Consider the following 13,751-nt stretch of genomic DNA (forward strand, 5'->3'; position numbering starts at 1 on the left):
GCTGCGAAGCGGGCGCCATTCTATGCAAACTACCCCGTAGGCGCAACCCCTTCACACGGCATTATTTTATGTTTTAACTCATTGAATTCTTTAGAAAGGTTTTGAAGCAGTGTTTCACTCACCTTTCCTGCGCTATCGGGGGATATCTGCAACCAGAATCCTCCAGCATCTGAAGAACCCGAGGAGCTCGATGGAGCGGCACGACTCACAACACCCGAAGCAGCAAGTCGCTGCTCCAACTGCCGAGCCACCTCCAGACGAGTGAAGCCGCCGACATAAAGACAGCCTTTTTGCGCATCACTAGACGTACCGGAATCGCGCCTGACAAGTGCGTCTGCTGTTTCGCTCAACAGATGGATGTCCTGCTGGGAGCCGCGATACAAGTTCAGTGGAGTGACATCCTTGGCTCGAAGCGGAGCCTCCTGCTGATGCCAGACGTAATAGAAGACATTCAAGACCAGCAACAACAGGAACAGCCAGCGCATAAAAAACCTCAAGACAAAGGACAGGCCATCGCCAGACCGACAAAAACCAGGTCAGGCACTACCCTGGCATCCGGAACGACGCCTGATACCAGGTCAGCATCCCCTCCCGTGAGAAACACCACGAAATCCTTTCCCCAGTATTGCTGCGCCAATTCAAGCTGAGTCAGTACAAATCCCCTGAGCATCAGCATGCAACCGCGCTCCACCGCCTCGACGGTGGTACGACCAGGAGCGAGACTCTCATGAGCCCGCTCAGCCGCCGTATCGTCATAGCGAATCCGTCGGGTGTGGGTACGTAGCTGATTTCGCATCAAAGGCATGCCTGGGCATATGAACCCTCCGAGGTGATCACCATTGGCAGCCACAAAATCGGCCGTAATGGCAGTACCGAAATCGAGCACCAGGCACGCACCCGAAGCAAGATGAAAGCCACCGAGCAGAGCCAACCAACGGTCCAGACCCAATCGTTCATACTCTTCGTACCCGTTCTTCACCCCAGCCATTTCCCGCATGGGTAGGGCACGAGTTACGGAGACGCCAAACACCTCAACCAATGAGGCGACTAATGAATCCGTTTCTTCAGCCGTTCTGACACTGACGAGCCGACATTTTTTCAGCTGAAACTTGCCGGCATCGTCCAGACACGTCAACAGATCATCATCGGAACCGACAATCCCCCCCTGGACAGGTGTTACACCATCGGAGCGAAGAACCCGCCACTTGATGAAGCTATTGCCGCAATCGAGCTCAAGAATCATCGCGCAACCTCAAACTGAGCTCACCACCGCTAAAGACTTTTTCCACTCCATCCACCTTCAACCGCAGCGCACCCTGCAGATCAACGCCCATCACAACGCCGTGAATTTGGTTGGCGCCCGCAATCAGCGAAACAGATTGCCCCTGCCACAGATGGTATTTTTCCCACTCTGACTGAATTGCGGCAAAACCAGATGCATGATGAAGCTTCAAATACTGCTGAAGCTTCGCACTCATTCTGGCCACAAGCTCATTTCGATCAAAACCCTTGCCCGCCTCCAGGCACATCGACGTCCACTCCTGGTCGACCTCATCATTCATTTGCATATTCACGTTAATCCCTACGCCCAGGACAACATGGCAAACATCCGCCGGATCTCCCACCAACTCAAGCAGAATGCCTGCAATTTTTTTCGCACCCACCAAAACATCGTTAGGCCATTTCAGCCCCGCCTCCGAAATCCCCATGTCACGCAACGTATGCATGACAGCAAGCCCGACGACAAGGCTGAGCCCCTCGATCTGTCGCATGCCGCCCTCAATGCGCAATACCAAGCTGTAATAGAGATTGTCGGCAAATGGACTGACCCATTTACGACCGCGCCGTCCTCGACCCGCCACCTGCCGCTCAGACAAGACCACAAATGGTGCTTGCGCGCCACGCTCTATGGCGCGCAACGCTTCAGCATTTGTGGAATCAATAGAGTCAAATATATGGACGGGCCACTCATGGAGACCCTTCGCGCAGATATCCGTCGCATCCAGAAGCAACAGGGGCTTGGCCAACTGGTAGCCTTTGCCGCGAACCTTATGCACAGACAAACCCAGCTCCGCTTCCAGGTGTTGCAACTGCTTCCATACAGCGCTGCGACTGATACCCAGCGCGACACCCAGCGCTTGGCCCGAGTGAAAGCGACCATCCTTCAGAAGTTTTAGCAACGTGAGCATGCGGAGTGCGCCCTGATAATGAGGCCCGCATGATAGCCATGCGTAAGGCGATTGCATAGAAACGCAAAATGACTTTCCCGCGGGCAAAACAAAACCCCTACCTGCGTCAGCAGATAGGGGTTTCGGAATTTAATCTTGACGATGACCTACTCTCACATGGGGAAACCCCACACTACCATCGGCGATGCATCGTTTCACTGCTGAGTTCGGGATGGGATCAGGTGGTTCCAATGCTCTATGGTCGTCAAGAAATTCGGTAGCCAGCGCGTGCCTTGCGGTCACGTTCCAGCGAATGGGTATGTGATAGGTTTCGGTGTTTTGTGACGTTCGAACTTTCGGTTCGTTTCGTCTTCACACACCGCAATCTGGTGCTCGTTCGCTTTTCAGCTCGAAGCAAGCAAATTGCTTGGGTGTTATATGGTCAAGCCTCACGGGCAATTAGTACAGGTTAGCTCAACGCCTCACAGCGCTTACACACCCTGCCTATCAACGTCGTAGTCTTCGACGGCCCTTCAGGGGACTCAAGGTCCCAGTGAGATCTCATCTTGAGGCAAGTTTCCCGCTTAGATGCTTTCAGCGGTTATCTTTCCCGAACATAGCTACCCGGCAATGCCACTGGCGTGACAACCGGAACACCAGAGGTTCGTCCACTCCGGTCCTCTCGTACTAGGAGCAGCCCCTCTCAAATCTCAAACGTCCACGGCAGATAGGGACCGAACTGTCTCACGACGTTCTAAACCCAGCTCGCGTACCACTTTAAATGGCGAACAGCCATACCCTTGGGACCGGCTTCAGCCCCAGGATGTGATGAGCCGACATCGAGGTGCCAAACACCGCCGTCGATATGAACTCTTGGGCGGTATCAGCCTGTTATCCCCGGAGTACCTTTTATCCGTTGAGCGATGGCCCCTCCATACAGAACCACCGGATCACTAAGACCTACTTTCGTACCTGCTCGACGTGTCTGTCTCGCTGTCAAGCGCGCTTTTGCCTTTATACTCTACGACCGATTTCCGACCGGTCTGAGCGCACCTTCGTACTCCTCCGTTACTCTTTAGGAGGAGACCGCCCCAGTCAAACTACCCACCATACACTGTCCTCGATCCGGATAACGGACCTGAGTTAGAACCTCAAAGTTGCCAGGGTGGTATTTCAAGGATGGCTCCACGCGAACTGGCGTCCACGCTTCAAAGCCTCCCACCTATCCTACACAAGCAAATTCAAAGTCCAGTGCAAAGCTATAGTAAAGGTTCACGGGGTCTTTCCGTCTAGCCGCGGATACACTGCATCTTCACAGCGATTTCAATTTCACCGAGTCTCGGGTGGAGACAGCGCCGCCATCGTTACGCCATTCGTGCAGGTCGGAACTTACCCGACAAGGAATTTCGCTACCTTAGGACCGTTATAGTTACGGCCGCCGTTTACCGGGGCTTCGATCAAGAGCTTCGCGTTAGCTAACCCCATCAATTAACCTTCCGGCACCGGGCAGGCGTCACACCCTATACGTCCACTTTCGTGTTTGCAGAGTGCTGTGTTTTTAATAAACAGTCGCAGCGGCCTGGTATCTTCGACCGGCGTGGGCTTACGCAGCAAGTGCTTCACCCTCACCGGCGCACCTTCTCCCGAAGTTACGGTGCCATTTTGCCTAGTTCCTTCACCCGAGTTCTCTCAAGCGCCTTGGTATTCTCTACCCAACCACCTGTGTCGGTTTGGGGTACGGTTCCTGGTTACCTGAAGCTTAGAAGCTTTTCTTGGAAGCATGGCATCAACCACTTCGTCACCCAAAGGGTAACTCGTCATCAGCTCTCGGCCTTGGAATCCCGGATTTACCTAAGATTCCAGCCTACCACCTTAAACTTGGACAACCAACGCCAAGCTGGCCTAGCCTTCTCCGTCCCTCCATCGCAATAACCAGAAGTACAGGAATATTAACCTGTTTTCCATCGACTACGCTTTTCAGCCTCGCCTTAGGGACCGACTAACCCTGCGTCGATTAACGTTGCGCAGGAAACCTTGGTCTTTCGGCGTGGGTGTTTTTCACACCCATTGTCGTTACTCATGTCAGCATTCGCACTTCTGATACCTCCAGCAAGCTTCTCAACTCACCTTCACAGGCTTACAGAACGCTCCTCTACCGCATCACCTAAGTGATACCCGTAGCTTCGGTGTATGGTTTGAGCCCCGTTACATCTTCCGCGCAGGCCGACTCGACTAGTGAGCTATTACGCTTTCTTTAAAGGGTGGCTGCTTCTAAGCCAACCTCCTAGCTGTCTAAGCCTTCCCACATCGTTTCCCACTTAACCATAACTTTGGGACCTTAGCTGACGGTCTGGGTTGTTTCCCTTTTCACGACGGACGTTAGCACCCGCCGTGTGTCTCCCATGCTCGGCACTTGTAGGTATTCGGAGTTTGCATCGGTTTGGTAAGTCGGGATGACCCCCTAGCCGAAACAGTGCTCTACCCCCTACAGTGATACATGAGGCGCTACCTAAATAGCTTTCGAGGAGAACCAGCTATCTCCGAGCTTGATTAGCCTTTCACTCCGATCCACAGGTCATCCGCTAACTTTTCAACGGTAGTCGGTTCGGTCCTCCAGTTAGTGTTACCCAACCTTCAACCTGCCCATGGATAGATCGCCCGGTTTCGGGTCTATTCCCAGCGACTAGACGCCCTATTAAGACTCGCTTTCGCTACGCCTCCCCTATTCGGTTAAGCTCGCCACTGAAAATAAGTCGCTGACCCATTATACAAAAGGTACGCAGTCACCCAACAAAGTGGGCTCCCACTGCTTGTACGCATACGGTTTCAGGATCTATTTCACTCCCCTCTCCGGGGTTCTTTTCGCCTTTCCCTCACGGTACTAGTTCACTATCGGTCAGTCAGTAGTATTTAGCCTTGGAGGATGGTCCCCCCATATTCAGACAAAGTTTCTCGTGCTCCGTCCTACTCGATTTCACTTCTAAGATCCTTTCGCGTACAGGGCTATCACCCACTATGGCCGCACTTTCCAGAGCGTTCCGCTAAAATCAAAGAAGCTTAAGGGCTAGTCCCCGTTCGCTCGCCACTACTAAGGGAATCTCGGTTGATTTCTTTTCCTCAGGGTACTTAGATGTTTCAGTTCCCCTGGTTCGCCTCTTGCACCTATGTATTCAGTACAAGATAACCATCTTATGATGGCTGGGTTCCCCCATTCAGACATCTCCGGATCAAAGTCTGTTTGCCGACTCCCCGAAGCTTTTCGCAGGCTACCACGTCTTTCATCGCCTCTGACTGCCAAGGCATCCACCGTATGCGCTTCTTCACTTGACCATATAACCCCAAGCAATCTGGTTATACTGTGAAGACGACATTCGCCGAAAATTCGAATTTCTCAACTAAGAGAACTCACAAATTTTACCTTAGCCTGATCCGTTACCAGTGAAAGTAACGTCCAGTCTATCTTTCTATCACATACCCAAATTTTTAAAGAACGATCTAATCAAAAGACTAGAAATCAACATTCATCATCACCGTGATGGAATGCTCATTTCTAAGCTTTCAGAAGCAGTTTATGGTGGAGCCAAGCGGGATCGAACCGCTGACCTCCTGCGTGCAAGGCAGGCGCTCTCCCAGCTGAGCTATGGCCCCATAACAAAATTGGTGGGTCTGGGCAGATTCGAACTGCCGACCTCACCCTTATCAGGGGTGCGCTCTAACCAACTGAGCTACAGACCCAATTTCGAGCTTGTAACTGTTAGCGTGAGCTATCAGCTTGGAGCTTAAAGCTGCTTCTATCGTCTTCTTCAATGAATCAAGCAATTCGTGTGGGAGCTCATGAAGCAGCTGCGGTCGTCGATTAAGGAGGTGATCCAGCCGCAGGTTCCCCTACGGCTACCTTGTTACGACTTCACCCCAGTCATGAATCACACCGTGGTAACCGTCCTCCCGAAGGTTAGACTAGCTACTTCTGGTGCAACCCACTCCCATGGTGTGACGGGCGGTGTGTACAAGGCCCGGGAACGTATTCACCGCGACATTCTGATTCGCGATTACTAGCGATTCCGACTTCACGCAGTCGAGTTGCAGACTGCGATCCGGACTACGATCGGTTTTGTGGGATTAGCTCCACCTCGCGGCTTGGCAACCCTCTGTACCGACCATTGTAGCACGTGTGTAGCCCAGGCCGTAAGGGCCATGATGACTTGACGTCATCCCCACCTTCCTCCGGTTTGTCACCGGCAGTCTCCTTAGAGTGCCCACCATAACGTGCTGGTAACTAAGGACAAGGGTTGCGCTCGTTACGGGACTTAACCCAACATCTCACGACACGAGCTGACGACAGCCATGCAGCACCTGTCTCAATGTTCCCGAAGGCACCCATCCATCTCTGGAAAGTTCATTGGATGTCAAGGCCTGGTAAGGTTCTTCGCGTTGCTTCGAATTAAACCACATGCTCCACCGCTTGTGCGGGCCCCCGTCAATTCATTTGAGTTTTAACCTTGCGGCCGTACTCCCCAGGCGGTCAACTTAATGCGTTAGCTGCGCCACTAAGAGCTCAAGGCTCCCAACGGCTAGTTGACATCGTTTACGGCGTGGACTACCAGGGTATCTAATCCTGTTTGCTCCCCACGCTTTCGCACCTCAGTGTCAGTATCAGTCCAGGTGGTCGCCTTCGCCACTGGTGTTCCTTCCTATATCTACGCATTTCACCGCTACACAGGAAATTCCACCACCCTCTACCATACTCTAGCTCGACAGTTTTGAATGCAGTTCCCAGGTTGAGCCCGGGGATTTCACATCCAACTTAACGAACCACCTACGCGCGCTTTACGCCCAGTAATTCCGATTAACGCTTGCACCCTCTGTATTACCGCGGCTGCTGGCACAGAGTTAGCCGGTGCTTATTCTGTCGGTAACGTCAAAACACTAACGTATTAGGTTAATGCCCTTCCTCCCAACTTAAAGTGCTTTACAATCCGAAGACCTTCTTCACACACGCGGCATGGCTGGATCAGGCTTTCGCCCATTGTCCAATATTCCCCACTGCTGCCTCCCGTAGGAGTCTGGACCGTGTCTCAGTTCCAGTGTGACTGATCATCCTCTCAGACCAGTTACGGATCGTCGCCTTGGTGAGCCATTACCCCACCAACTAGCTAATCCGACCTAGGCTCATCTGATAGCGCAAGGCCCGAAGGTCCCCTGCTTTCTCCCGTAGGACGTATGCGGTATTAGCGTCCGTTTCCGAGCGTTATCCCCCACTACCAGGCAGATTCCTAGGCATTACTCACCCGTCCGCCGCTCTCAAGAGGTGCAAGCACCTCTCTACCGCTCGACTTGCATGTGTTAGGCCTGCCGCCAGCGTTCAATCTGAGCCATGATCAAACTCTTCAGTTCAAACATCTTTGGGTTTTGAGAAAACCCTAAACTTGGCTCAGCAATCGTTGGTTACATCTTTGATTTCTCGCGGAGTAACTTGTGATGCTGATAATCTGTTGACTAGCAGTCTGACCCCACAAGCACCCACACGAATTGCTTGATTCAGTTGTTAAAGAGCGGCGGGTTGATTCTTTCGTCTCAACCGAGGCGCGCATTCTACAGCGCCTGGTGTTGCTGTCAAGCGGTTATTTTCAGAAGTTTTTAAAGTTTCGCTTGGGAAACATCAACAACTTCAACCACTTGCGCTTCCGATCTCTCGTTAGCGGGAGGCGAATTCTACAGCGTTACTCGCTGCTGTCAACACCTCTTTTTCACCGCTTTCGACCGAGAAGATCGAATCGTCAACAGAGCCTTACAACACCGCCCCATCAACTCCTTCCGGACCTCGATGAACTGAAGCCCTGCACCTTCGAAACCTACTTAACTCGTTGAATCTCAAGGAGTTTTCCGTTTCGACTGCGCCGGAAGTGGGGCGAATTATAGACGTCTGGATTTTGCCGTCAACCTTTAATTTCATAATTCTGTCATATGGATCAAAACGCCCCACAAACAAAGAGGCCGGCGCCTAACGGCGCCGGCCTCTTCCCTAATAAGTTACAAGCTAGGGAAAGCGAACTGAGAAGCTTCATGGCTGGCCCGCTGCGGCCAACGCTGGGTAATAGCCTTGCGGCGAGTATAGAAACGCACCCCATCCGGGCCGTAGGCATGCAGGTCGCCGAACAGCGAACGCTTCCAGCCGCCAAAGCTGTGGTACGCAACAGGAACAGGCAAAGGAACGTTGACGCCGACCATGCCGACTTCAATCTCATCGCAGAACAACCGCGCCGCTTCACCATCACGGGTGAAGATACAGGTGCCATTGCCATATTCATGATCGTTGATCAGTTGCATCGCCTCTTCCAGGCTGTTGACCCGAACGATGCACAGGACCGGCCCGAAGATCTCTTCTTTATAGATGCGCATCTCAGGCGTCACGCGATCAAACAGGCAGCCACCAAGGAAGAAGCCCTCTTCATGCCCGGCCACGCTCAAACCGCGACCATCGACGATCAGCGAAGCACCCGCCGACACACCGTCTTCTATATAGCCACTGACTTTGTCGCGATGCTGCCCCGTCACGAGCGGCCCCATGTCCAGCCCGCAAGAAGTCCCCGCGCCAATCTTCAGTGCCTGAATCTGTGGAACCAGCTTGGACACCAGCGCATCCGCCACCTGATCGCCGACACATACCGCCACCGAAATCGCCATGCAACGCTCGCCGCACGAACCGTACGCCGCGCCCATCAAGGCGCTGACGGCGTTGTCCAGGTCCGCATCCGGCATCAGCACTGCATGGTTCTTTGCGCCACCCAGCGCCTGGACGCGCTTGCCGCGTCGGGTGCCCTCGGCATAGATGTATTCGGCAATCGGCGTCGAACCGACAAAACTCAGCGCCTTCACTTCTGGCGCTTCGATCAGCGCATCCACGGCCGCCTTGTCGCCATGCACCACGCTCAACACGCCCTTGGGCATGCCGGCTTCCATTAATAGTTGGGCAATCAGCAATGTCGAACTCGGGTCTCGCTCGGACGGCTTGAGGATAAAACAGTTGCCACAGACGATCGCCAGCGGATACATCCACAACGGCACCATCGCCGGGAAGTTGAACGGCGTGATGCCCGCGACCACACCCAGCGGCTGGAAGTCTGACCAGGCGTCGATGTTCGGTCCTACGTTACGGCTGTATTCGCCCTTCAGGATCTCCGGCGCAGCGCAGGCAAATTCGACGTTTTCAATGCCGCGCTTGAGCTCACCAGCGGCGTCTTCCAATGTCTTGCCGTGTTCTTCGCTGATCAACTGGGCGATACGCGACTCGTTCTGTTCCAGCAATTGCTTGAAACGAAACATGACTTGGGCACGCTTGGCTGGCGGCGTGTTGCGCCAGGCGGGGAACGCCGCCTTGGCCGCGTCGATGGCTTGCTGGATAGTTGCGCGATCCGCCAAAGGCACCTTGTGGATGGCCTGGCCGGTAGACGGGTTGAACACGTCGGCCGTGCGAGCGCTGTCGCTCAGCAGTTCGCCGTTGATCAAATGCGGAATGAGGCTCATGGGGACTCCAGAATTTATCCACAGGCGCCCGTGACCGGACGCCCATTATCGAAAGCTATATAGAAGGATGCGTCAGTCGAGCTTGTTCAGCACTTCACCGACCGCGTCGAACAGCCGATCCAGGTCCTGCGGCTTGCTGTTGAACGTTGGCCCGAACTGCAGGGTGTCGCCGCCAAACCGCACATAGAATCCGGCTTTCCATAACGCCATGCCGGCCTCGAAGGGACGCACGATTGCATCGCCATCGCGCCCGGCGATCTGGATCGCGCCGGCCAAGCCATAGTTGCGAATGTCGATGACATTCTTCGCGCCCTTCAAGCCGTGCAGTGCATTCTCGAAATGCGGGGCAACCTCGGCCACGCTCTGCACCAGGTTTTCCTTCTGCAGCAAGTCCAGCGCCGCCAGGCCCGCCGCGCACGCCACTGGATGCGCCGAGTACGTGTAGCCATGGGGAAATTCCACCGCGTATTCGGGTGTCGGCTGGTTCATGAACGTCTGGTAGATCTCGGAGCTGGCAATCACCGCGCCCATGGGGATCGCGCCGTTGGTGACTTGCTTGGCGATGCACATCAGGTCCGGGGTCACGCCAAAGCTGTCCGCGCCGAACATCGAACCGGTGCGGCCGAAGCCGGTGATCACTTCGTCAAACACCAAGAGAATGCTGTGCTGGTCGCAGATCTCCCGCAGGCGCTTGAGGTAACCCTCCGGCGGCACCAATACGCCGGCCGATCCGGCCATCGGCTCGACGAATACCGCAGCGATGTTGGAGGCGTCGTGCAGTTCGATCAGTTTCAATAACTCATCGGCCAGGGCAATGCCACCTTCCTTCGGCATGCCACGGGAATAGGCGTTGCTGGCCAACAAGGTGTGGGGCAAATGATCGACATCCATCATGGCCTGGCCGAACAATTTGCGGTTGCCGCTGACACCGCCCAGGCTGGTACCGGCGATGTTCACGCCGTGATAGCCCCGGGCACGACCGATCATTTTGGTCTTGGTCGCCTGGCCCTTGAGGCGCCAATAGGCGCGAACCATCTTCACTGCCGTATCGGCGCACTCGGAACCTGAGTCGGTAAAGAACACATGGTTGAGATTGCCCGGTGTCAGGCTAGTGATTTTTTCCGCCAGTTGGAACGACAAGGGGTGGCCGTACTGAAAGCCGGGCGAGTAGTCGAGCGTGCCCAGTTGTTTGGCCACCGCTTCCTGGATTTCCTTGCGGGTGTGTCCGGCGCCGCATGTCCAAAGGCCCGACAGCGAGTCATACACCTTGCGGCCCTTGTCATCCACCAGCCAACTGCCTTCGGCGGCGACGATCAGGCGCGGGTCACGCTGAAAATTGCGGTTGGCCGTGTAAGGCATCCAGTGGGCGTCAAGCTTGAGCTGGCTAGCCAGGGAACCGACGGCGTGTTCGGGCATGTTCATCGACAAAACCTCGCAGAATAGGGGCGACAGGAATCGAAAGCGTTCTTGCAGCTAAATTGCCACGGCTATAAAGTCGGTGAAACCCAACTTTTCTAACCTTCAGTTAGCGGATCACTAAACCATGAGCGCTCGCCGTCCCGATCCACTGGCCCAGGTCAGCGACTTTGATATCCGCTTGCTGCGCATTTTCCGCAGCGTGGTCGAGTGCGGTGGTTTCTCCGCCGCCGAAACCGTGCTCGCCATCGGTCGTTCGGCCATCAGCCAGCAGATGAGCGATCTGGAACAACGCCTCGGCCTGCGTTTATGCCAGCGTGGACGTGCGGGATTTTCCCTGACCGAAGAAGGCCGCGAGGTGTATCAATCGGCCTTGCAGCTATTAAGTGCACTGGAAAGCTTTCGCACTGAGGTCAATGGCCTGCACCAGCATCTGCGAGGTGAACTGATCATCGGCCTGACCGACAATCTGGTCACCCTGCCCCATATGCGTATCACCCACGCGTTGGCGCAATTGAAGGAGCGCGGGCCAGACGTGCAGATCCAGATCCGCATGATCGCCCCCAACGAAGTCGAGCAAGGCGTCCTCGACGGTCGCCTGCATGTCGGCGTGGTCCCCCAGGCCAGTGCGCTTTCCGGGCTGGAATATCAGCCGCTCTACAGCGAACGGTCACTGCTTTACTGCGCGGTCGGGCATCCGTTGTTTTACGTGGATGACCAGCAGCTCGATGACGCGCGCCTCAATAGCCAGGACGCTATCGCGCCAACCTTCCGCCTGCCGGCCGAAATCCAGGCCCATTATCAAGCCCTCAATTGCACCGCCAGCGCGTCGGATCGCGAGGGCATGGCGTTCCTGATTCTCACGGGGCGCTACATCGGTTACTTGCCGGACCATTACGCCAGCCTTTGGGTTCAACAAGGCCGGTTGCGGGCGCTGAAACCAGCGGCACGTTTCTACGATTTGAGCCTGGCCTCGGTTACGCGCAAAGGGCGCAGGCCCCACTTGGTGCTGGAAAGTTTTCTCGAGAGCCTGGCGGCGACTCGCTGAGCCTGTTTGTTCCAGCAGATGTTCAGTCAGCTTTTTAGTGTGATGGCACTTGTCGGATCGATGCCGGTGCGCTATCAACGCAGTTGCTTGTCCCACAGACCCGGAAACGCCCATGACCTTTGAAGTCCCTGCCCACAGTGGCAAGCCCACCAGTCGCATTCGTCAAAAGAACGAAGAGACCATCCTCAAGGCCGCCGAGGATGAATTCGCTCGTCACGGGTTCAAAGGCACCAGCATGAATGCCATCGCGCTGAAGGCTGGGTTGCCCAAGGCGAATCTGCATTATTACTTCACCAACAAGCTCGGGTTGTATGTCGCGGTGCTGAGCAACATCATCGAGTTGTGGGACAGCACCTTCAATACCCTCACCGCCGAGGATGATCCGGCCGAAGCCTTGACCCGCTACATCCGCGCGAAGATGGAATTTTCTCGGCGCCAGCCCCAGGCCTCGCGGCTCTTTGCGATGGAAGTCATCAGCGGCGGCGAATGCCTGACCGAATATTTCAACCAGGATTATCGTGCCTGGTTCAGTGGTCGGGCCGCCGTTTTCCAGGCCTGGATCGATGCCGGCAAGATGGACCCGATCGACCCGGTGCACCTGATTTTCCTGTTGTGGGGCAGCACTCAGCATTACGCCGACTTCGCCACTCAGATCTGTCGAGTGACCGGACGCAGCAAGTTGACCAAGCAAGACATGGTCGATGCGGGCGACAACCTGATCCGCATCATTCTCAAGGGCTGCGGCCTGACACCAGCCCTCTGAGTTCGCCATGCCTTTTACCCTTGCCGGCTTTTGCGAATACCGTGAAGAGATTCGCAAAAGCCGCTTCATTACCGTCGCCGCGCCCATCACCAGCCCCGCCGAAGCCCAGGCCTTCATTGAACAGCAGAGCGACCTGAACGCCTCGCATAACTGCTGGGCCTGGAAACTCGGCGATCAATACCGCAGCAACGACGATGGCGAGCCCGGTGGTACCGCCGGGCGACCGATCCTGGCCGCCATTGAAGCCCAGGCTTGCGATCAGGTCGCAGTGCTGGTGATTCGCTGGTATGGCGGAATTCAATTGGGCACGGGCGGGCTGGCCCGGGCTTATGGAGGCGGTGCCAACAAATGCCTGCAAAACGCCGAAAAAATCGAGCTGATCAGCCGCGTCGCACTGCGCTGTACCTGTGGCTTCGCAGAGCTGGCCTTGGTGAAATTGCGCGTCCTCGAATCCGGCGGGCTGGTAATCGAGGAATGCTTTACGGCCAATGGCGTGGACTTACAGTTGGCGGTAGGCGAAGCGCAAATCGAAACACTGCAAACGCAACTGGCCGACCTGAGCCGCGGAAGAATCTTGTTGGCGCGTTGAGATCCAGGCCTGCGACTTTTCAGGGCGCCCCGCCACCGTCAACTTGCCCACATCCACTGTGCACCCGGCTGTGGATAACCTGAGCACATCCCCTTGTAACCCTTCTGTCATGCGGGTTTGAGGGGGTTGTTCATTTTTCATCCAAACGCCTGCCGCACCCACAAATCCATCCAGAAAACAGACGCTTGCGGCGGTTTATCACCTTTAGAAGAAAGCTTCGCAGTGCTTATGCCGGAGTTTGCG

General features: G+C 55.2%; 8 protein-coding genes, 2 tRNA genes and 3 rRNA genes. 3 read left to right on the top strand and 10 right to left on the bottom strand.

Translation table 11 applies throughout. The features are described 5' to 3' along the window. Positions 1–29: 29 nt before the first annotated feature. From PFLQ2_RS03465 to PFLQ2_RS03420, 10 genes are all read right to left on the bottom strand, one after another. Positions 30–485 carry a hypothetical protein gene (locus PFLQ2_RS03465; RefSeq protein ID WP_003186105.1) on the bottom strand — a complete coding sequence of 152 codons (456 nt, stop codon included), beginning with the start codon at positions 483–485 and terminating at the stop codon, positions 30–32. Positions 486–493: 8 nt separating this feature from the next. After that, on the bottom strand, positions 494–1,243 hold the full coding sequence (locus PFLQ2_RS03460; protein ID WP_003186108.1) for a pantothenate kinase: 750 nt from the start codon (positions 1,241–1,243) through the stop codon (positions 494–496). Next, complete coding sequence (gene birA, locus PFLQ2_RS03455) at positions 1,233–2,189, bottom strand: bifunctional biotin--[acetyl-CoA-carboxylase] ligase/biotin operon repressor BirA (RefSeq protein ID WP_003186111.1); 957 nt, start codon at positions 2,187–2,189, stop codon at positions 1,233–1,235. The genes PFLQ2_RS03460 and birA overlap by 11 nt, the downstream gene beginning before the upstream one ends. Positions 2,190–2,322: 133 nt before the next feature. Further along, a 5S ribosomal RNA gene (gene rrf, locus PFLQ2_RS03450) occupies positions 2,323–2,438 on the bottom strand. 168 nt (positions 2,439–2,606) lie between these two features. Then, a 23S ribosomal RNA gene (locus PFLQ2_RS03445) occupies positions 2,607–5,498 on the bottom strand. A 242-nt stretch (positions 5,499–5,740) separates the two neighbouring features. Next, positions 5,741–5,816 (bottom strand) — tRNA-Ala (locus PFLQ2_RS03440). Positions 5,817–5,826: 10 nt separating this feature from the next. Then, positions 5,827–5,903 (bottom strand) — tRNA-Ile (locus tag PFLQ2_RS03435). A 122-nt stretch (positions 5,904–6,025) separates the two neighbouring features. Beyond that, positions 6,026–7,562: ribosomal RNA gene (locus PFLQ2_RS03430) — 16S ribosomal RNA — on the bottom strand. Together the 16S, 23S and 5S rRNA genes with 2 tRNA genes alongside form the textbook arrangement of a ribosomal RNA operon. A gap of 636 nt (positions 7,563–8,198) precedes the next feature. Then, positions 8,199–9,692 carry a CoA-acylating methylmalonate-semialdehyde dehydrogenase gene (locus tag PFLQ2_RS03425; RefSeq protein WP_003186113.1) on the bottom strand — a complete coding sequence of 498 codons (1,494 nt, stop codon included), beginning with the start codon at positions 9,690–9,692 and terminating at the stop codon, positions 8,199–8,201. A 72-nt stretch (positions 9,693–9,764) separates the two neighbouring features. Further along, positions 9,765–11,114: an aspartate aminotransferase family protein gene (locus PFLQ2_RS03420; protein WP_003186116.1), complete on the bottom strand. Its 1,350-nt coding sequence runs from the start codon at positions 11,112–11,114 to the stop codon at positions 9,765–9,767. A 121-nt stretch (positions 11,115–11,235) separates the two neighbouring features. Here PFLQ2_RS03420 and PFLQ2_RS03415 point away from each other — a divergent pair, with 121 nt between their 5' ends. From PFLQ2_RS03415 to PFLQ2_RS03405, 3 genes are all read left to right on the top strand, one after another. Continuing rightward, positions 11,236–12,156 (top strand): LysR family transcriptional regulator, encoded by a 921-nt coding sequence (locus tag PFLQ2_RS03415; protein ID WP_003186118.1) that lies wholly within the window; start codon positions 11,236–11,238, stop codon positions 12,154–12,156. Positions 12,157–12,268: 112 nt separating this feature from the next. Then, on the top strand, positions 12,269–12,919 hold the full coding sequence (locus PFLQ2_RS03410; protein ID WP_003186120.1) for a TetR/AcrR family transcriptional regulator: 651 nt from the start codon (positions 12,269–12,271) through the stop codon (positions 12,917–12,919). Positions 12,920–12,926: 7 nt separating this feature from the next. Further along, the gene (locus PFLQ2_RS03405) at positions 12,927–13,508 is read left to right on the top strand and encodes an IMPACT family protein (RefSeq protein WP_003186122.1); all 582 of its coding nucleotides are present in this window, start codon (positions 12,927–12,929) and stop codon (positions 13,506–13,508) included. Positions 13,509–13,751 lie beyond the last annotated feature (243 nt).

It is taken from the genome of Pseudomonas fluorescens Q2-87, assembly GCF_000281895.1.
In the GTDB taxonomy this organism is placed as follows: Bacteria; Pseudomonadota; Gammaproteobacteria; order Pseudomonadales; family Pseudomonadaceae; genus Aquipseudomonas; species Aquipseudomonas fluorescens_S.

What these genes read in the sequence shown, in the direction of transcription:
- PFLQ2_RS03465 (WP_003186105.1), bottom strand. Translation starts at nt 485, where the DNA reads ATGCGCTGGCTGTTCCTGTTGTTGCTGGTCTTGAATGTCTTCTATTAC.
- PFLQ2_RS03460 (WP_003186108.1), bottom strand. Translation starts at nt 1,243, where the DNA reads ATGATTCTTGAGCTCGATTGCGGCAATAGCTTCATCAAGTGGCGGGTT.
- birA (WP_003186111.1), bottom strand. Translation starts at nt 2,189, where the DNA reads ATGCTCACGTTGCTAAAACTTCTGAAGGATGGTCGCTTTCACTCGGGC.
- PFLQ2_RS03425 (WP_003186113.1), bottom strand. Translation starts at nt 9,692, where the DNA reads ATGAGCCTCATTCCGCATTTGATCAACGGCGAACTGCTGAGCGACAGC.
- PFLQ2_RS03420 (WP_003186116.1), bottom strand. Translation starts at nt 11,114, where the DNA reads ATGAACATGCCCGAACACGCCGTCGGTTCCCTGGCTAGCCAGCTCAAG.
- PFLQ2_RS03415 (WP_003186118.1), top strand. Translation starts at nt 11,236, where the DNA reads ATGAGCGCTCGCCGTCCCGATCCACTGGCCCAGGTCAGCGACTTTGAT.
- PFLQ2_RS03410 (WP_003186120.1), top strand. Translation starts at nt 12,269, where the DNA reads ATGACCTTTGAAGTCCCTGCCCACAGTGGCAAGCCCACCAGTCGCATT.
- PFLQ2_RS03405 (WP_003186122.1), top strand. Translation starts at nt 12,927, where the DNA reads ATGCCTTTTACCCTTGCCGGCTTTTGCGAATACCGTGAAGAGATTCGC.